Source organism: Devosia algicola (assembly GCF_028816455.1).
In the GTDB taxonomy this organism is placed as follows: Bacteria; Pseudomonadota; Alphaproteobacteria; order Rhizobiales; family Devosiaceae; genus Devosia; species Devosia algicola.
The window spans coordinates 3,041,722-3,060,590 of record NZ_CP118246.1; the positions used below are offsets into that span (position 1 = coordinate 3,041,722).

Genomic DNA, 18,869 nt, shown 5'->3' on the forward strand with positions numbered 1-18,869 from the left:
CCGCCATGCCAAACTCGAGGTCAGTTTGGAACAAATAAACGCAGTAGCGCGCGGCAAACAGTAACGTGTCCGAGGCCCGGTCCCAGCGGCCGTGTCATTTTGAATTCCCTATACAAGTCATCAATGCACAAATTTGGGTTTGCGACGTTGGCGCCGCCTGCCAGATATCAGCGTGCCGAGTTGAGGTGAAGTAATACAAAGGCGTTACCCCTTCACAATGATCGTCCCATCGTCGGCCCTATCATATTCAATAATTTTTACAGACAATGCGGTGCGCGGTATTGGATACGGATTTGTCGGCGGCGGTTATTTGGCGTGGTTGATGGATGCGCCCGAGGCATGGACACAGTAAATGACAGTTTCGGCGGACAGAGATGTAACGCACTGGCAGCACCCGATGCGACTTGATGGCATTTGTGCCATTGTTACAGGTGGGGCGAGCGGAATTGGTCTTGCGTCGGCCAAATTGCTCGCAGCATGTGGCGCCAAGGTGGTTATTGCCGACCGTCAGAGGGCGCTGGCAACCGAGGCAGCCAATCAAATTCGGAACGCAACGTCAGCTCAGGTGGATGTAACAAGTTCAGACCAGGTGGAGGCGTTGTTCGCTGAACACCCTGACGTCGGAATACTGGTCAACAGCGCCGGTATTGCAAAACGGCATGCCGCCGTGGACCATCCCCTGGACGATTGGGAACAGGTTGCCGCGGTCAATATGACCGGCACTTTCTTATGTGCACGGGCCGCGGCACGCCAGATGATCGCTGCCGACCGAAACGGCAGCATCGTCAATATCGCATCGATCATGGGCCTTTCAGGCGGTGGCATATATCCCAACGTGTCCTACCAGACAACCAAGGGGGCCGTTGTCAATATGACGAGAGCGCTCGCGATTGAATGGGCGGCACATCGCATTCGCGTCAATGCCGTTGCGCCTACCTACGTAAGAACGCCGTTCATCGCACCCCTGTTGGCTCAACCCGAACTGGTTGCGCGAATTGAAGCGATGACACCGCTTGGGGATTTCGCCACGCCCGACGATATCGCAAATGCCGTCCTCTATCTGGCGTCGGGGGCCTCCAGAATGGTGACAGGCCACATTCTGCCCGTGGACGGCGGTTTCCTTGCGCAATAGCAACCCGGACCGGCCTCTGAGGTGGCGTTGGTCGAGCGACCTTACCGCGCCGCTGCCGACTTTGGTCCCGTGCGGGTTGAACCGTCGCGAACTTGAGGGGTGGCGGATATGAATCCATCGGTAGATTCAAGGCAGAACAAGGTTGAGTGGTGGACGATTTACCTGTTCCTCACACTCACTCCTCGCCAGTCTGCAGTGGTGCCATGGCGTCACCCAGGACAGAGCGTTGATGGTCGGTGAGGCCGATCAGCGGTGGGCGCGTATATTTCCAGCCCGTTTCGCCTGTTGAGAATCCGAGCATAGCCTTGATCGTGGGTATCTGGGCGCCGAGACTGTTGGACAGGGTTCGATAGGCAACTATTTTCTCCTGCGCCGCCGCAACAATTGCCCGCTGTCCGACATCGCGGGCACCGCGAAAGACGGCGGCCAGTTCGTTTGAGACAAGGTTTGACGTCGCCGTGATACAGCCGGCACCGCCATGTTCCATGAGCGGCAGCAGCAAAGGATCGGCACCGGCAAGAACCGAGAACCCCGGAAACGCATCGACCATGGATTTCATGTTTTCTAGGTCTCCCGCAGAGTCCTTTATGCCTACAACAGTTTGGGGATAGGCTTTGATCAGTCGTTCCACAAGGCTTGCAGTAATCGGCACCGAAGACATTTGGGGGATATGATAGAGTACGATTTTCAACCGATCATTGCCAATGCGCTCGATCACCTCCGAATAAGCAGAGAACAAGCCGTCGTCCGTTGGTTTCTTGTAGTAAAATGGTGGCAACATCACCACGCGACTGACACCAAGAGACAGTGCATGCCGGGTCAGTGCCACCGTATCCGCTATGGCGCATGTGCCGGTTCCGGGCATGAGTTTTTCCGGTGCGATGCCCGAATTGACGACGTACTCGAGAATCTCCTGGCGCTCGATTATGCCAAATGAGTTGGCCTCGCCTGTCGTACCCAGCAAAGCAACGCCGTTGCAGCCATGCTCAATGAGGCGCTCACAATGGGTTGCGAACAGTGGCAGATCGGGAGAACGGTCCTCGCGTACGGGCGTCACGGCCGCACAATAGACGCCGCTGACTTCCGCCTTTACGCTCATTGTGCTGGTCCTGCCAGTTGTCTTGGTGTGGCCGCCAGCTTGCGCGCATACGCGATCGCGGCATTCATGTTGATATGGTTTGCTTCGCCGGTGCCCGCGATATCAAATGCAGTGCCGTGATCGACCGAGGTCCGATCTATTGGCAGGCCTAGCGATACATTCACTGTTGTGTCGAACGCTACAAGCTTCATCGGGATGTGCCCCTGGTCATGATATTGAGCGACCACCAGATCGAAGGCGCCGGTGTGCGCCCGATGATAGACAGTATCGGGGGGAATGGGGCCGACGGCATTTATCCCTTCGGACCGGGCACGTTCGACCGCAGGGGCAATCTGCTTGTCATCCTCGGTGCCGAACAGCCCGTTTTCACCACAGTGCGGGTTAATGCCCGCAACAGCAATTCGGGGCGTGTCGATGCCAAGTCGCCTCAGGTGCGTGTGGCCCGCGCGGATCGTGGCGAGTACGCGGTCCTGTGTCGCCCTGTCGATGGCTGCCCTTAGAGACACATGGGTCGAAACATGGATCGCCGAGAGCCGTTCGGACGCCAGCAACATGAACGACGCTGTGGACCCTGTCATGGCCGCCAGCATACCAGTGTGGCCATCGTAATGGTGGCCTGCGGCATTCAGCGCTTCCTTGTTGATTGGGGCAGTAACCATACAATCGATATCCCCCGCTATTGCCATCTCAACCGCCCGCGCGATGCAGCGGTACGCTGCGTCGCCGGCGCGTGCATCCATACGACCCAATGCAATTGGTCCACCCTCGATCGCAATATCGACAAGCGCCACGCTGTCACCAACAGCCGCGGAGTCGACATGGTGGTACGAAAGGGTCACACCTGTAATTTGTGCGGCATTTTCCATGACTGGTTTGTTGCCGACAATGACAATGTTCTTGCGGTCATTGACACTCATTTCGGCGACAGCCTTGCAGATTATTTCGGGGCCGACCCCTGCGGGGTCTCCCATAGTAATACCAATGTTATTCAATGAGTTGGCCATTAGTTGACGGGCGCTTGCTCTGGTGTAGTTGGAAGTTGTTGGACAACCTGATACCCGCGTCACAATGAAATTTGCGGATACGCTCATCGGATGCTGAACAATCATGAACAACATGTCAAGTTGCAATTAGAGATCGAAAAAGTGTATAGGCTATTAAACGGTATGGGTTTACAATTGGCAACGATTCCGAGAATTTTCTATCGGCTCGAATATGCGGAAATTGAGCGACAATGCCTTGAAACACGGAAGTTGCGACGGTCACAACTGGGACGGAAAATGGTAGGTCTGGCATCAGGGTTCAGAGACGTTGGTATGGCAGAAATCACCTTTCTTTGCTCTGATTTGAAACAGGAATTTTACAATTGAGCGAAACGGGTACCCGCGGCGGCGGCGCGGAGGTTCAATCGGCAGGATCAGCTAAGTCCAGACGCGGCAAGGAAACTACACTGGTAGACGGCGTTTATCAGCAATTGTCGCAGCGAATTACCCGTGGCGAGTTCCCGCCTGACGGCAAACTCCCGGGTGAGCACGAGCTTGCGGCCATGTTTGGGGTTTCACGCCCGATCGTACGAGGTGCCCTTGGGCGGTTACGTGATGCAGGCGTCATATATTCTCGTCAGGGATCGGGAAGCTTTGTGCGGTCGTCGGCAATCGTTTCAACGGGACTGACATACACGCCCGTCGAAACGATTGCCGACGTTCAGCGTTTTTATGAATTCCGGCTGACGATCGAGCCCGACGCCGCATACTACGCAGCGATCCGACGCGACGAATCCTCGCTTGCGAAGATCGAAGAGGCGCTAGGTCAATTGAGCGATGCCACTAGGCACCATATGCACAGATCAGACGCTGACTTTTTGTTCCACAAGGCCGTGGCTGATGCCGCCAACAACCATTATTACAGCTCCTCAATGGAGGCGCTTCGGGAGCATGTTGCGGTTGGGATGCATCTGCACGGATTGTCACTTATGGGACCCAAACAGCAGTTGGAGATGGTCTTCCGTGAACACGGTCTCATTTACGAGGCCATATCCGAAGAGAGGGCCCAGGACGCGCGCGATGCAATGCATCAGCATCTAAAAAGTTCGCGTGACCGATTGTTCGAAGGCCGCGCCTTGGATCTTTCATTGTAACCCCCTTTCGTCTCCTCCGTCTCACTCAGACCTCGATTGCGACCGCGTCGCTGTTTGCCGCGATGTTGGCGAGCGCGGGGGGCGTCCATTCGCCAACCGAGGGTCGTGACAGTCGACCGGGAATAGTGCGGTTCATTGTAAATGGGGCTGTATCGCGGGGTGAGGATTGTGGAATCAATAAACGCCCTGGTGGCAGAGCGAACGCCTGCCTACAAATAGAAAACTGACAACATGAGACAGGTTTGGTATGCTGTTGGTAGTGGTTATCGTTCATATAAATCAATGCATTGAGATAATTGTTTGAAAAATACAATGACGGTTGGCTGCATTATATTTGACATGTAAACATATTATCAGAATAGTGCAGCCATGAGCGTTGCTACTTTGGTCGCTACGGAGCGCGCCGACGGCCGCTCGCAGATTGCCGCTACTAGGAACAAACATGCAATGGCCAAGCTGCAGGTGCTATTGATTGCCGACGACTTGACCGGAGCCCTCGATGCGGGCGCGCCGTTTTCTGATCTCGGCTTCCGGACACTGATGGTGCCGCAATGGGACGCGTTGATCGACCCGACGTTGGAGGTGCCTCAAATTGCGTGCGTCAGTACCTCGACGCGTGAACTGGGCAAACCAGCAGCTGTGGCACGTGTCGAAGAAATTGCACGCGCCCTTCGGCACCTGCAACCGACGCTGGTCTTCAAGAAAATCGATTCACGTCTGAAGGGGTCGGCGGCAGCAGAGTCGCGCGCCGTTATGACAGTATTCAATCGGCAGCATATGATCGTAGCTCCCGCCATTCCGGATATGGGGCGCACCATCGTGGATGGTTACCTGTCTGGACATGGTTTGGACACGCCGATTGACGTCAGGTCGTTGTTCGGACCGCACAGTGACGTCACCGTCTGCGACGCTGTTGATAGGGATGGGCTAACTATAGCGGCGGAGACCGTCATGACGCGGCCGACCGAGTGCGTAGCTGTCGGCGCCAGAGGATTGGCAGTTGCGCTGGCGCAGCAGCTCCTGAAGGCCGGCATCAAGCCCGTTGTGAAACGGCGTCGGATGGAGACTTCAGTTGCGCGGCCAATATTGTTGGTGATCGGCTCACGAGACGAGGTAACACAAAGGCAGATCGCGCATCTGAGGAGCAGCAGGACCATCCAGCTGATTTTCGCGCCAAATGGCCTTGTCCCTGTCGGAAAAATGAATTCGCAGACTTGTCTGCTTGTTGCCACAGCAACTGACGAGTTGGAAACACCCGAAGTCGTCGGACGGCGATTTGCGAGAGGGGTCGCACAGACCGTTGTGCAAAATAAGCCGGCCACGCTGTTGATGAGCGGTGGCGAAACCGCGGCGTCGGTTCTCGCGGCGTTAGGTGTCAAGTCGCTGGAGGTTGCGGGTGAGATATTCCCCGGCGTCAGCCGATCTCACGCCACTATCAGCGGACTGCCCACGACGATTTTTACCAAGTCCGGGGGGTTTGGCGACCCCGACACGCTCAGCCGCCTTGTCGCTATGACGGGTGGCTGAACACAATGGGCACGCCGCCAACCATATACGCAACCACGATCTGCGTGGAAACCATCCGCAAAATTGTACAGGCAGGAGAAATTTGATGAGTAAAATGGGCACGGTGGAACAGATTAAGCCTGATGGCCTGCTACGCGACTGTGAGGACGATCCGGCGCTGGTCGCTGCCTACCTGCCGTCCAAGGACAAGGAGACCCATGCCTCGTTTCTGCTGACTTTGAATAATGGGGATCTCGTCTGCGCATGGTTCGCCGGATCAGAGGAGGGAAAGCCCGATGTTTCGATATATTTTTCGCGATTGCCCAAGGGGGCGGATCGATGGGAAGGGGAGGTCAAATTATCTGATGATCCGGAACGCTCCGAACAGAATCCGGTACTTTTTGAAACACCAGATGGCGAATTGTGGCTCCTCTACACCGCCCAACTCTACAACGGGCAGGATACATCCATTGTCCGTCGTCGCGTCTCGCGCGATCAGGGCACCACATGGGACCCCGTCGAGCCTGTTGTTCGATGAGCCCGGAATTTTTATCAGGCAACCGATGGTCGTACTGGGCAATGGGACCTGGTTGTTGCCGGTGTTCCATTGTCGGCCGGTCCCGGGAGAACGCTGGCACGGGCATAATGACGTCAGCGCCGTAAAACTCTCTTCCGATCGCGGCAAGTCCTGGAAAGAATATGAGGTTCCAAACAGCCTGGGCGCCGTCCATATGAACGTGGTGGACAGAGGTAACGGGCGGCTGTTGGCATTCTACCGAAGCCGATACGCAGACCACATTCTGCGAAGTGTTTCAACGGACTTTGGGAAAAGCTGGACCGCGCCATCGGCAACCGATCAACCCAACAACAATTCGTCAATCCAGGTGCGGGCACTATCAGATGGCGCATTGGCATTGGTATTCAATTCGGTGAATGCAGCCGCGTTTACTGACCGGCGCTACGCAAGAGAAAACCTTCGTACGGACGGGGGCAAGCCGCACAGATTCGACGGGCAGTATGGGGCGTGCCACGCACCCCACTGAGCATTGCCCTGTCCTACGATGATGGAGTGACTTGGCCGGAGCAGCGCGACATTCAAGTTGGCGATAGCGCACCGCTCAAAGACCCCGATTCCAAAGCGGAGCGGCACGGTCGCGAATTGTCCTACCCCACTGTTACGGAGGGACCGGAGGGAACGATAAATGTAGCGTTCACCTTTTTCCGCCGCGCCATCAAATTTGTGCGGTTCCCACGCAAATGGGTATCCTCTGGCAATTCCGTAGAATCGTCGTCCTGACTAAGGCGGCACCAACCTGATCTTGCCGGGTCCGCACGTCCGGCAAGACAGATGCAAATGCCGTCAGGCACCGGTTACTCAGCTATGTCCAGATGGTCGATGGTATCCGCAATAGCAAGCCAGTATATTGCGCCCCAAATACCCTAATGCTCGTTTGAGACTTCTGGTGTGTAAAGCCAGCATCTGACATCCTGTGTCTCGCCGTGCGTTGTGAGCTCTGGCATTTGCTGTCGGCAAATGTCCATGGCCTTGGGACAGCGCGGATGAAAGTAACATCCTTCAGGGCGATCATTTGCCATCGGAACCATGCCCGCAATTTCTGGCAGATCACCTATGGGTTGATCGTCGTCAAGTCGCGGCATGGATTGAAGAAGGCCCTGTGTGTAAGGGTGTAGCGCGTTTTCGAATATGGCGCCAACCTCGCCTTGCTCGACGACTTTGCCAGCGTACATCACCACGACACGATCTGCCGACTCTGCCACGACTCCAAGATCATGCGTGATGAGCAACACCGACATGCCAAACTGGGTCTTGACCGAGTCGATCAGTTCCATGACCTGCGCCTGAATAGTTACATCGAGTGCCGTGGTTGGTTCGTCGGCAATCAGCAACTTCGGATTGCAACTGAGTGCCATGGCAATCATTGCCCGCTGGCGCATGCCGCCACTCAGCTGATGAGGGTAGTCGCGCATCGTCCGTCCGGGAGACGGGATCCCAACCAGCGACAGCAGTCGCTGCGCTTCGTCCCAGGCAGCCGATTTCGCGATTTGTTGATGCACGAGTATGGCCTCGCTGATCTGATCGCCAACAGTGAATACAGGATTTAGCGAGGTCATGGGCTCCTGGAAAATCATCGATATCTCCTTGCCACGGACCCGCCGAATTTCGCGGTTGGACAACTCGAGCAGGTTGGTGCCTTCCAGCAATATTCTGCCACCGACTATTCTGCCTACGGCCTTGTCAAGGATTTGCAGGATGGACATTGCGGTAACGCTCTTTCCGCAACCTGACTCGCCCACAATAGCGAGCGTCTCCCCCTTATGGACTTGAAAATCTACACCATCCACGGCTTTCGAAACGCCGTTCTCGGTGAAGAAATAGGTTTTAAGGTCGGCAATGTCGAGCAGGACGTCGCTGTCCCCAGCGGTGGTCGCTTTAACTCGATCGGCGGTCTGTGTGAGGGAGGCGGTGCGCGGCATCTGTCTACTTGCCTCCTTTCGAATATTTGGGATTAAGCGCGTCGTTCAGTCCGTCACCAAGGAAGTTGAACGTGATACGGATGAGCGCCACTGCAATCGCCGGCGCGAACATCACGTGGGGCGCGATGGTCCACAATTGCCAGCCCCTGGACAACATGCTGCCCCAACTCGTATTCGGCGGTTGCACGCCCACGCCCAGGAAACTGAGACCTGCCTCAGCAACAATCGCGGCACCAAACTGATATGTGGAAAGAACGATGATAGGGCCGATCGCATTGGGCAGAATATGGTGTGTCATGATCCTAATATCGGGCACACCGATGGCACGCGCCGCCAGCACATAGTCCTCGCTGGATAGGCTCAGGACCGTGCCACGGATCAGGCGCGCATAATATGGCCATGAGGCAAGCGACAGGGCGCCAAAGACAATAACAAAGTCTATCCACCATCGGTTTGTATTGGCGAGTATCGACCAGTGGGTCGCCGAATAGACCTGGTCCGCCCAGTATGTCGCAGGCTGACGTAGTGTCACTGTCACAATCATAGCCAGCAATAAGGGGGGATCGACTGAACCACATCGCTGAACCACATGATCAGCGTATCTGCCCATGGCCCCAAATAGCCCGCCATCGTTCCGAGCACGATACCAATGACTAGGCTGATTGAGATGGTCACAATCGCCACGAACAGCGCCGTGCGCGCGCCAATTATCAACCGACTGAGTACGTCCCGGCCCAGATCGTCGGTACCCAGCCAGTGTGCTGGACTGGGCCCCTGTAATGCTGCGATCAAATCTTGGTCGAACGGATCATATGGCGTGATCGCCGAGCCCAGTATCGCGAGTACAAGAAACACTACAACCACGACCATGCCGACAATTGCCAACTTGTTGCGGACAAAGCGCCGCGCCGCATCACGCCACAGATTGCGCGACTTGGCTCGTTTGATTCCTGTGGCGTGTGCTGTTGCGGTCATGGCTTATCAACAAACCTTGCTAATTCAGTCGACGCAGTTTTCAAGGCCACTTCACCGGTTTCGGATTCGCGGATCGATAAGAGGATAGCTTAGATCGACAATCAGGTTTCCCATCATGACGAGAACGGTAATGATGATCACCACGCCCATAACCAGTGGATAATCCAGTGACAGCGTCGCGTCGCGAGTCAGGTTTCCAAGGCCCGGAATGTTGAACACTGCTTCGACAAAAATTGCGCCGTTCACTAGGCTCGTCATCAACATGCCGGCAGTCGTGCTGACAGGAATCAATGCGGGGCGAAGCATGTGCTTCATTAGTATTTTTCGTTCTGACAGTCCCTTGGTGCGCGCCGTCCTGATGTAGTCGCTCCCCGCCATTTCCAGCATGGATGCGCGCGTTTGGCGAATAATGATCGGTACGTTCGCGATAGTGAGCACTGCGAGTGGCAGGATAGACTGCTGGGTAAACAGGCCATTCCAGCCGACTGGTACAGCAAGGATCTTTAGCCACAGAACGAATATCACGGTCAGGACAGGACCCAGCACAAATTCTGGAATAGCCTGCAACGTCATGGTCGTGCCCAGGATCACGGTGTCGGGCCACCGATTGTGCGCTGCTGCGGCCAACACACCCAATGGTACGCCAAACACAATCACAAGAAATGTTGCCGCCAGGCCGAGTTGCACCGAGATTGGCACCTTGGTCTCGAGGATGGGTGCTACGTCACGATTGAATTTTATCGAACGACCAAATTCGCCATGCAGAAGGTTGTTTGTATAGTCGACCAACTGTTCGAAGAACGGCTTGTCAAAGCCGAACTTCTCCTTGAGGGCTTCAATCCGCTGCTGTGGCCAATCGGCGGAACTGCCTTGGCTAACCATTATGTCCACTGGGTTGCTACCGCTGAAATGCATCATGGTGAATGTCAAAAACATCACCATCAATAACCCCGTGATCCATCGAACCAGTCTGACAAGCAGGTATGAAGCCATAAATTTCGTTCTCACCTTGTGCACGCATGCCACACCAGTTCGACTTGTGTGGCATGCGTCGTGTTGGTCGCTGTGTGAGGCGCTCGACTATTCCTTTTCGAGCCTTGATGCGCCACGGGGCAATCAGGCCCACATCAGGGCCCTTGAAATAGCCAGTGACGTAGTTGCGCGCGTTGATGTTCCGAATCGCCTTGCCAAAACCGACCATGACATAATCATCCATGAACATCTTCTGGGCCTTGAATGCCAACTGATCCCGCTCTGGATCCGACGGATCGAGCCTTCAGGGCCAGTGCCAACACCTTGTCGATTTCCGGATTGGAATATCCGTTCATCGTGTCGGTTGCGGTTACACTGGTGGAGTTGGCCGCCGCATTCATGTAGCTGGCGGCATCGGGATAACGAATGACGACGTCGTCGCGTGTCAGGTTGATAGTGTCCACCCAGTCCTTGCCGAAGCCAGCAGGACGCTCCTGGAACTCAACATTTTCGATACCGAGATTTTCCTTCCAGTACCCCATTACAGCCTGCAGGGCACGGTTGTTGGAGAGGCGATTTCCGCGCGGAGACACACGCAACTTGGGCAAGTTTTCCGGCCCGCCATAGGCTCGAGTCTGCAAGTGCCTGCCGAGCCGCTTCCGGATCGTATGGATAGCCCTTATTGTCCGGATCCTGGATCATTTCGGGGTCGAGCGGCTGTGGGGTTGGCAGATAGTCTACGTCGGCGAATGTCGCCTTCGCTACCGCATTCCAATTCACAGAAAGGGCAAGCGCCTTGCGAACAAGTGGGTCGTCCGTCGGTGCGGCGTTGGGGCGGAGAAAGAATGTGTGATAGCCAATGCTTTTTATGTGATCGAAATAGCCCGGCGCCTGGTCTTTGAAGACCGTCGGAATATCTGCCTGGGATGCATCGATCTGATTATTGACCACCATAACGCCGGCCGTCTGTGCGTCCGGCACGAACTGAAACTTCACGGCGTCAAGATACGGTCCGACGTCCATCCACCAATTCTCGTTCGGCGTCATGGTCGCCTCGCCCAAATCAGGACTGTAGTCCGACAGCACATAGGGGCCAGTGAACTTGGGGTTGTTTTCCGGCAACCAGAAATCGGCTTCGCCAAGTTCGCGCGCATCTGCAGGATTGATAATGTTCAGATGGGTTGTTGCGATCCGGTACATGAACACCGGGTCGGACTCCGCCAGGGTGACTTCCAGCGTGTGATCGTCAACAACTTTGAGCCCTGTCATCGTCGCGTTGATATCGTTCGCATCTGCGGTATCCTGGAATCCGACAATGTTTCCAAGGTACTGCGCGGCGCGTCCGCAATATTGCGGATTGGCCATAATCTCCCAGGTGCCCTTGGCGTCTTCTGCCGTGACAGGAGAGCCATCGGAGAATTTGGCACGCGGATCAATTTCGAAGGTCCATACGGTTCTGTCATCATTTGAGGACCAGGACTTGAAAATCCCCGGCTGTAGCTTGGAGTCTTCATCGAAGTACATTGGCGGCACGTAGAGCAGTGTCTCCCAATTCTGTTGGTCCGAACCGCACACCGTGGGTTGGAACGAAAAGCTTGCCTCTCCCTGGGCCGCGGTTGCGATACGCAAGACATTGTCGTCCTGCGCGTTGGCAGGGGCGGCGAACGCCAAAGCGAGGGAAGCCGCCGCAACAATGCAGAGCCCCAATTTCCGGTTGCGCGCACCCCAATCCACATTGGTGTTGGCTGCGTTGTCAAATCGTTGCAATAGTCCATCCTCCCTCGTTGCGAAGTCCAGAGGATACCTAAATTTGTCCAGTTGACAATATTAAATGTGACCAAGTGAGGGTAAATCCCATGGCCGCAAGTGCCGATCGCTTGCCGATGAAGTGACTGAGAGCACAGTACGAATGTGTCTGTAATATTTTGATGGTGTTCCTTGTGACAAAATTATATCAATAAAATCAATAATATACAGTACTCGAAAATTCATGCTTGCGGCGGAAATGCGAAACGCATTTGGAGCGTGAGACCCAAAGGACGAAATTTTTGCTGAGACGCAGGTTGCAATCGCATCTTGTAAATGTGTAACTTCCAAGCTGGGCGATGTGACTTTAGTCGAATTTGTTGGGCAAAATGCCGCTAGCACCTCATGTTTCACAACCGATAAGCAATGTGGAGCGCATTCGAAGTAGCTGGCAGGGGGGCAACCTACATGAACAAGCCAAACTTGTTGTTTATCTATACCGATGAGCAGGCATTCAATACGTTAAAAGCTTACGGCAACGATCAGATCGACATGCCGAATCTGAATCGTCTGGCCGACCGCAGCCATGTGTTTGAGCGCATGTACGTTACCCAACCCGTGTGTACGCCATCTCGGTCCAGTCTGTTGACGGGGCTTTATCCACATACCAACGGCTGCTCCGAGAACAATGTGCCATTGGCGCAAACCACCAAATGTCTGCCGGAAATGGTGGATGGCGACTACGTGACCGCCCATTTCGGCAAGTGGCATCTCGGCGACGAGGTGTTTGCCCAGCATGGGTTTCAGCATTGGGCGAGCGTCGAGGACCAGTATCAGAAATATTTCAGCGAGGGACGAGACAAAGCCGCCCGATCATCCTACCACGACCATCTCATCGCCCAAGGTCTGACGCCGAAGAACGGTGATTATTTCAGTCGAGGTGAAGCAGCCCGGCTTCCCGAAGAACTGGGCAAACCAGCCTATGTTGCCGAGATGGCAAACGATTTCCTGCGCACCCACATCGACATGCCGTTTGTGCTCTATGTGAACTTCTTCGAACCTCATATGCCCTTTTTCAGTCCGCGCGATGATCAATATCCATTGGAAAGCATCCCGTTACCCGATAACTTTGACCACGAGTTGGCCAATGACAGCCCGCTCAAGACCCGCATCATGAAGGAACAGTTTCGACGTCACGGGCACAGCGGTATGGCGTTGGAGACTGAGGATGATTGGAAGCGCATGATTGCCCACTACTGGGGATTGTGCAGCCTTGTCGATACGCATATTGGCAGCATTCTGGACACGCTCGAAGCTTGTGGGCTCGATGATAGCACTATGATTGTGTTCACTTCTGACCATGGGGACATGATGGGCGCCCACCGGTTGCTGACCAAGTGCTTCATGTACGAAGAGGCGGCGCGGGTGCCATTCCTAGTCAAATTACCTGGCCAGACCCAAGGCAAGTTGATATCCGGCGCATTCAGTCAGATTGACGTGGTTCCAACCATCCTTGACTATCTCGGTGCAACTGGGCCGGACGGCTTGCAAGGAAACAGCCTTAGGCGCTGGATCGAAGCCAAAAGCGAGGCGGTGCCCGACAGCGATGTCTTCATGGAATGGAGCGGTGGCAACAACGGACTAGGCGACGTTGTAGGTGAGGTTTCTACCCGTGACTGGATGCATGAGTTTTACAAGCAAGGCGAGATCGTTGCGGCGATGTCCGATCCTGTCCGCACTGTCTATACCCAGGACGGATGGAAGTTCAACTTTAGCCAACTCGGGGAACATGAGCTCTTCCAGCTAACCGTGGACCCGGGCGAGACCGACAATATCTACGGTAGGACAAATATAGAATTTGTAAATTCTCTGGTCGCGAAAATCAGAGACTGGCAACATCGTACACAGGACACAGTCCCTGTGTCGCCGATCGACCGCTGACCAAGGTAAGTGCCAACGGAGGCCATAGTGATGGAGCCACTGCTCGAAGTTCGAGGGCTTAAGAAGCACTTTCCGGTGCGAACTGGCATGTTTCAATCTGAAAAGAAATCGGTCAAGGCTGTAGATGACGTGACGCTGCACCTGAACCGTGGCGAAACCCTCGGTGTGGTCGGTGAAAGCGGTTCCGGCAAAAGCACGCTCGGCCGGTTGATCCTGAAACTGCTTGCACCCACGGCAGGTGAAATCTTTTTTGAAGGCACGGATATTACCGACCTGTCGCGCAGGCAGATGCTGCGAGTGCGAAGGGACATGCAGATCATATTTCAAGACCCCTATGCGTCGCTCAATCCGCGGATGACAGTCGAAAAAATTGTCGGCGAACCGCTCTTGGTTCACAATGTGGTGCCGGCAAGCGAAATACCTGACCGAGTCGGCGTGCTGTTGGAAAAGGTGGGACTACATCGCGATCTCGCCGATCGCTATCCCCACGAATTCAGCGGCGGACAGCGGCAGCGCATCGGCATTGCACGGGCGCTGGCACTTAGTCCCAAGCTAATAGTGGCCGACGAAGCAGTCTCGGCCCTGGACGTGTCGGTTCAGGCGCAGGTGGTGAACCTGTTACAGGGCCTCAAACGTGAGCCCGAGCTTTCCTACATCTTTATCGCACATGACCTGAGCGTGGTGCGCCACATGAGCGACCGCGTTGCGGTGATGTATCTGGGCAAGATCGTCGAAGTGGCGACCAATCAGGAGCCTGTTCAGAAATCCGCGGCACCCTTATACGCGCGCACTCATTTCGGCCGCGCCAGTCCCCAACCCAAAGCGAAAAAGCAAGCGCGAAATCCTTACGGGGAGATCCCAAACCCAATTGATCCACCCTCCGGATGCAGCTTCCATGGTCGGTGCAAACACGCCATGGAGTCTTGTCGCCGAGACGTTCCGCAGTTGGTGGACGCCGGCGATGGTCATTTGGCCGCTTGCCCGGTTCTCAATCCGCCGTCAGTTGCGGCGCGTACGTAGACCTCAACAAGATTGAGACATCCGCCGCAGCGACCACGAAGGGAAACCGCGACGTGGGTGAGCACCGATGCCTGCCGTCATTGGCCAAAATGCGTCGCGCTGGCAGCGTTTCCTGACAACTTTTACGGTGCCGATACGGCAACGGAATAGGAAGAAATAATATAGTTTTATCAATAATGTAGATGATCCTTGTGTCGACTGGCGGATCGGGTGATTTCCATGGAGTTGACAACTTGTAATTCTGTGGCATGCTGGTGCGATGAATTGTTTAAATGGGGCGTTCAGTGGCTGGGCATGTGTTCGCAGTTTGAGGCTTGCATCGGGAATTCAAAGGGGACGGTTAATGTGCGCAGCTACGCTTGGCAGTAAGAAGTTGGGTCAGGCGACATACGGTGCGCCGCTCAGGATTGAACGCCCCACTCGCATCGAGTTTGGCATCGGCAAGATATCCAGCGCCAGACAGTGGGCAACAGACAAGGGCGCAAAGCGGACACTCGTTCTTTCAGATCAGTATAACGCGAACCGTGTGGATCAATTGGATCTGCCTGGAAAGGTTTTCGTGCATGGCGATCTCGTATCTGAGCCCGATTTGGTCTCCGTAAACAAGGCTTTATCGGTCGCTCGTGAGGTATCTGCGGACCTCATCATCGGATTTGGAGGCGGCAGTGTTATGGACTGCGCGAAACTGGTTTCGGTCTTGGTGTCGGCGCGGCAGTCGATTCAGGATATTGCAGGCGTTGGCAACGCGCCGCAACGCAGCGTATTTCTGATGCAAGTCCCGACAACATCGGGGACCGGCAGCGAGGTTGGATCACGTGCACTTGTAACAGACCCCGGGACACAACAAAAAATCTCGGTGGAAAGTACCCATATGCTGGCCGATGTGGCCATTATTGATCCAGCGCTGACGGTCAGTTTGCCATCCGCGATTACCGCGACGACCGGCATAGACGCATTGGCGCATTGCGTTGAGGCCTTCACGAGCACGCGTGCGCATCCGCTGATTGATATGTATGCACGTCAGGGTATTGAGTTGGTCGGCAGGTTTCTTGGCCGAGCTGTCCGTGATGGTGCTGACTTGGAGGCAAGGGCGGGCCTAAGCTTTGCCTCGTGTATTGGAGGGTACTGCCTTGGACCCGTCAACACCACGGCTGGGCACGCGATCTCATACCCGCTTGGTACAAGACATAACGTTGCCCATGGCTTAGCCAACGCTGTGATATTTCCACATACGCTGGCGTTTAACCAGCACTCTACGCCAGGCAAAACGCGGGAGATTGCACACAGTTTGGGATTTGCAGACGGCGACACATTCGCCGGGGCTTATCAGTTTTGCTCTGACCTCGGGATAGGGATGAGAATGGCTGAGCTTGGTGTGTCGCCATCGGACCTGGAGCCGATGGCTGACGAAGCATTCAAGATTCGTCGCCTCCTCGATTACAATCCTCGCGAAATGTCGAAAGAGGCAATTTTGGAGATCTACAAGGCGTCGCTTTAGATCAGTCGTCTGCCGCTATGGGCGTGTGACCCAATATTGCGTTTTGGGATAGTACGCGCGTGCATCAGTGCCAGATATTCAACAAAGTCGCCAATCTTGACAATTCAGCTACAGTCCAGTGCCATCTGGACTCGATTAAGTCCGACGACCAATTGTTTTGATTTGCTTGGCGTGTGCTGTCGACGGTACAGTTGCACCAGCCTGATCGGGCTATGCCAGTGCCGATGCACCTGGTAACGCTCGTCTCATCGGCCGGAGTCTATGGGTCGCGCCGCTCAATGATAAGCGCCGCGCCAACCTCATCGCTCACCCGGGCCAAAACAACCGACAGAGCCTTCATAGCGCCGGACAGAAGTTGGCGGTAATTTCACGGGCAGGCCCCAAAGCTTGCTGCAAATGACGTCCACCTCCTGCTCGGCCAGCGATTGGTGCTTAATCGCTTCTTGCTCATGGTCGATCAGTCCTGATCGTATCGAGATCAAACCTCATCGTTTGCCTCAGTCACAAAAGCTGGCCCGCAGTCGAGTTAGATCGATAATCATCAATAGCGAGGAACGTCACGTGTGACACGCACTGGACTCGATAAATTCTACGTTGTCCCGCCGAGTCTCAGGATTCGCTCCCAGGCCAACCGCCTTGGCCATATAGGTTTTCTGTCGGCTGGCAGCTGCGGCGGCGCCTCCAAAAATCAGATGACCCACACCAGAATGACGCACATGTACGACCTCATCACGTGAATGGGCCATCATTATCAACGAGACCGCCCCGGAATAGTGGGCGTCGTCAGTGTCTACTTTGAATCCTTTGTTTCGGTTCCCGGTGCCAGTCAGCTCAAAGATCAAACCATCTTCCGTCGTGATCGCTACCGATTTGATTTTGCCAGTACTGGAAGTGTCCACACTGACCCGTGCTACCCTATTACGTGCCATATCAATTGCCTTTCATGCAAAAAGCGGGAATGAAGACGCGATCCATGCCGAGTCTCGCATCTTGAGGAGTAAGTTGGGGGCCGTCTGCTATTGGGATATGCTGGATTGGGCGACGCGGCTTTATGCAGCGGAGTTATCACAGAAAGCACGGTGTGCCGCACTGATCGACAGGCTGGAAACTGAGGCGGTCTGTGGCCGTTTCACCATGTTTCGCTGCGAGACAGAGTTGGGGCAAGAACTGGATTCTGACGCAAGACCGACCATAACCGGCCGGTCCCGCCGGCACGCCAATATTGTGCCCAAGTCTCCGGTTGGCTGTCGGGGCGTTGGTTTTAACGTTTGCGATGGTGTCACTGTCATCGTGCGACGATAGTCGCCCTCCAGCACGCGGCCGCCCATTCAGCGTTGCAGGCGCCTGCGCAGTCCGTCGCTGGTTGAGGCCAATTATGGTTATGGCAATACCTGACGCGAGTTCTATTGCCGTTCTCGGAGTTGCCGGCTCGATCACGAGGGATACCGCGATTCCAGTATCAAAGGAGTTGACAATAGTGAGATTCGCGGTAACGTTCCCACGATGAAAAGGGACGTGACTTGGATGCCAGTGGCATCAAGGGATGGATCATGAATCAGAGCCGTAGTCGTCGTCCGACAATCATCGACGTCGCAAAGCGCGCTGGTGTGTCCAAGAGCACGGCGGCGCGGGCCTTGACTGGTTCGTCCAATATTACCGAGCAAACCCGTGAGCGTGTGGTTAAGGCGGCCATGGCCGTAGGTTACGAGCGTAATCACCTGGCCGTGGGCATGCGGTCAGGGCGCAGCGGCATGCTGGGTCTGGTAATTCCCGATATCACCAATCCTTTCTGGGCCGACGTGGCGCGCGGGGCGCAGGATCGCGCCGTTCGAAGTGGTGCGTCGTTGTTGATCTTCTCCTCCGATTGGGATCCCGCCGCGGAGTCCGCGCATCTTCGGGCCTTGCGCCGGGCGCGGGTTGATGGCGCCATCATCAATCCGGTGGCGGACAATTTCGATGATCTGGACCGGTTCGGTCTGCCATTCGTCTTTATCGGCTCAAGCGCCGAACGTTTCCCCGATGTTTCAAGCGTCGGATCGGATATCGGGCAAGCGGTGCGGCTGGGGTTGGATCATCTGGTAAGTAACGGCCACGAGGCGCCGAGCCTCATTCTCGGTCCTAAGTCACGGCTGGCACGGGCGCGGTTCCTGCGCACGGTGCACGAACACTGCGTCGAACGCGATGTCGATCCAGCCATCCTTGCACTTGAGGACGGCGAGTATACCGTCGAAGGCGGGCGCCATGCGATGCGGCGGCTTCTGGAAAGGCCGCATTTGGGGCATGTGGCCGTTTTTGCCGCCAATGACATGATGGCGCTTGGGGCCATGATGGCAGGCTCGTGAGGTTG

Annotated in this window: 19 protein-coding genes; 10 read left to right on the top strand and 9 right to left on the bottom strand. The window is 55.4% G+C overall.

The features are described from left to right. Positions 1–352 precede the first annotated feature (352 nt). Positions 353–1,132 (top strand): SDR family NAD(P)-dependent oxidoreductase, encoded by a 780-nt coding sequence (locus PSQ19_RS16220; protein WP_282218583.1) that lies wholly within the window; start codon positions 353–355, stop codon positions 1,130–1,132. Between the two features lie 175 nt (positions 1,133–1,307). Here the strand turns inward: PSQ19_RS16220 and PSQ19_RS16225 are convergent, their stop codons facing one another. Next, the gene (locus PSQ19_RS16225) at positions 1,308–2,231 is read right to left on the bottom strand and encodes a dihydrodipicolinate synthase family protein (RefSeq protein ID WP_282218584.1); all 924 of its coding nucleotides are present in this window, start codon (positions 2,229–2,231) and stop codon (positions 1,308–1,310) included. Then, positions 2,228–3,235, bottom strand: a complete 1,008-nt coding sequence (gene pdxA, locus PSQ19_RS16230) for a 4-hydroxythreonine-4-phosphate dehydrogenase PdxA (protein WP_282218585.1) — start codon at positions 3,233–3,235, stop codon at positions 2,228–2,230. Before pdxA ends, PSQ19_RS16225 begins: the two co-directional genes overlap by 4 nt. 362 nt (positions 3,236–3,597) lie before the next feature. Between pdxA and PSQ19_RS16235 the strand changes: the two genes are divergently transcribed. The 5 genes from PSQ19_RS16235 to PSQ19_RS16250 all read left to right on the top strand — a co-directional run bounded on the left by PSQ19_RS16235 (position 3,598) and on the right by PSQ19_RS16250 (position 7,171). Continuing rightward, positions 3,598–4,368 (top strand): FadR/GntR family transcriptional regulator, encoded by a 771-nt coding sequence (locus PSQ19_RS16235; RefSeq protein WP_282218586.1) that lies wholly within the window; start codon positions 3,598–3,600, stop codon positions 4,366–4,368. A gap of 447 nt (positions 4,369–4,815) precedes the next feature. Next, positions 4,816–5,895 (top strand): four-carbon acid sugar kinase family protein, encoded by a 1,080-nt coding sequence (locus PSQ19_RS16240; RefSeq protein ID WP_282218587.1) that lies wholly within the window; start codon positions 4,816–4,818, stop codon positions 5,893–5,895. Positions 5,896–5,980: 85 nt separating this feature from the next. Further along, positions 5,981–6,412 carry an exo-alpha-sialidase gene (locus PSQ19_RS16245; RefSeq protein ID WP_282218588.1) on the top strand — a complete coding sequence of 144 codons (432 nt, stop codon included), beginning with the start codon at positions 5,981–5,983 and terminating at the stop codon, positions 6,410–6,412. A 25-nt stretch (positions 6,413–6,437) separates the two neighbouring features. Continuing rightward, complete coding sequence (locus PSQ19_RS20010) at positions 6,438–6,917, top strand: exo-alpha-sialidase (RefSeq protein WP_407649172.1); 480 nt, start codon at positions 6,438–6,440, stop codon at positions 6,915–6,917. Beyond that, positions 6,899–7,171 carry a sialidase family protein gene (locus PSQ19_RS16250; protein WP_282218589.1) on the top strand — a complete coding sequence of 91 codons (273 nt, stop codon included), beginning with the start codon at positions 6,899–6,901 and terminating at the stop codon, positions 7,169–7,171. The genes PSQ19_RS20010 and PSQ19_RS16250 overlap by 19 nt, the downstream gene beginning before the upstream one ends. A 143-nt stretch (positions 7,172–7,314) precedes the next feature. Here the strand turns inward: PSQ19_RS16250 and PSQ19_RS16255 are convergent, their stop codons facing one another. The 7 genes from PSQ19_RS16255 to PSQ19_RS16285 are packed head-to-tail and all read right to left on the bottom strand — an operon-like array spanning position 7,315 to position 12,051. Continuing rightward, entirely contained in the window at positions 7,315–8,370 is a 1,056-nt protein-coding gene (locus PSQ19_RS16255) for an ABC transporter ATP-binding protein (RefSeq protein ID WP_282218590.1), read from the bottom strand. Positions 8,371–8,374: 4 nt separating this feature from the next. Next, positions 8,375–8,980 carry an ABC transporter permease gene (locus PSQ19_RS16260; RefSeq protein ID WP_328517677.1) on the bottom strand — a complete coding sequence of 202 codons (606 nt, stop codon included), beginning with the start codon at positions 8,978–8,980 and terminating at the stop codon, positions 8,375–8,377. Continuing rightward, on the bottom strand, positions 8,911–9,345 hold the full coding sequence (locus PSQ19_RS16265; RefSeq protein ID WP_282218591.1) for an ABC transporter permease: 435 nt from the start codon (positions 9,343–9,345) through the stop codon (positions 8,911–8,913). The genes PSQ19_RS16260 and PSQ19_RS16265 overlap by 70 nt, the downstream gene beginning before the upstream one ends. 51 nt (positions 9,346–9,396) lie before the next feature. After that, positions 9,397–10,227, bottom strand: a complete 831-nt coding sequence (locus PSQ19_RS16270) for an ABC transporter permease (protein WP_407649016.1) — start codon at positions 10,225–10,227, stop codon at positions 9,397–9,399. A 16-nt stretch (positions 10,228–10,243) separates the two neighbouring features. After that, entirely contained in the window at positions 10,244–10,561 is a 318-nt protein-coding gene (locus tag PSQ19_RS16275) for a hypothetical protein (RefSeq protein WP_282218592.1), read from the bottom strand. Beyond that, positions 10,554–10,859 carry a hypothetical protein gene (locus PSQ19_RS16280; RefSeq protein WP_282218593.1) on the bottom strand — a complete coding sequence of 102 codons (306 nt, stop codon included), beginning with the start codon at positions 10,857–10,859 and terminating at the stop codon, positions 10,554–10,556. Before PSQ19_RS16280 ends, PSQ19_RS16275 begins: the two co-directional genes overlap by 8 nt. Further along, positions 10,819–12,051: an ABC transporter substrate-binding protein gene (locus tag PSQ19_RS16285; protein WP_282218594.1), complete on the bottom strand. Its 1,233-nt coding sequence runs from the start codon at positions 12,049–12,051 to the stop codon at positions 10,819–10,821. Before PSQ19_RS16285 ends, PSQ19_RS16280 begins: the two co-directional genes overlap by 41 nt. 480 nt (positions 12,052–12,531) lie before the next feature. Here PSQ19_RS16285 and PSQ19_RS16290 point away from each other — a divergent pair, with 480 nt between their 5' ends. The 4 genes from PSQ19_RS16290 to PSQ19_RS16305 all read left to right on the top strand — a co-directional run bounded on the left by PSQ19_RS16290 (position 12,532) and on the right by PSQ19_RS16305 (position 18,864). Then, positions 12,532–14,004, top strand: coding sequence for a sulfatase-like hydrolase/transferase (locus PSQ19_RS16290; protein WP_282218595.1), 1,473 nt, complete (start codon positions 12,532–12,534; stop codon positions 14,002–14,004). 30 nt (positions 14,005–14,034) lie between these two features. Beyond that, entirely contained in the window at positions 14,035–15,024 is a 990-nt protein-coding gene (locus PSQ19_RS16295) for an ABC transporter ATP-binding protein (protein ID WP_328517775.1), read from the top strand. A gap of 343 nt (positions 15,025–15,367) precedes the next feature. Continuing rightward, on the top strand, positions 15,368–16,522 hold the full coding sequence (locus tag PSQ19_RS16300) for an iron-containing alcohol dehydrogenase (RefSeq protein ID WP_282218596.1): 1,155 nt from the start codon (positions 15,368–15,370) through the stop codon (positions 16,520–16,522). Between the two features lie 1,550 nt (positions 16,523–18,072). Beyond that, positions 18,073–18,864 (top strand): LacI family DNA-binding transcriptional regulator, encoded by a 792-nt coding sequence (locus tag PSQ19_RS16305; RefSeq protein WP_282218597.1) that lies wholly within the window; start codon positions 18,073–18,075, stop codon positions 18,862–18,864. The last annotated feature ends 5 nt before the right edge of the window (positions 18,865–18,869 follow it).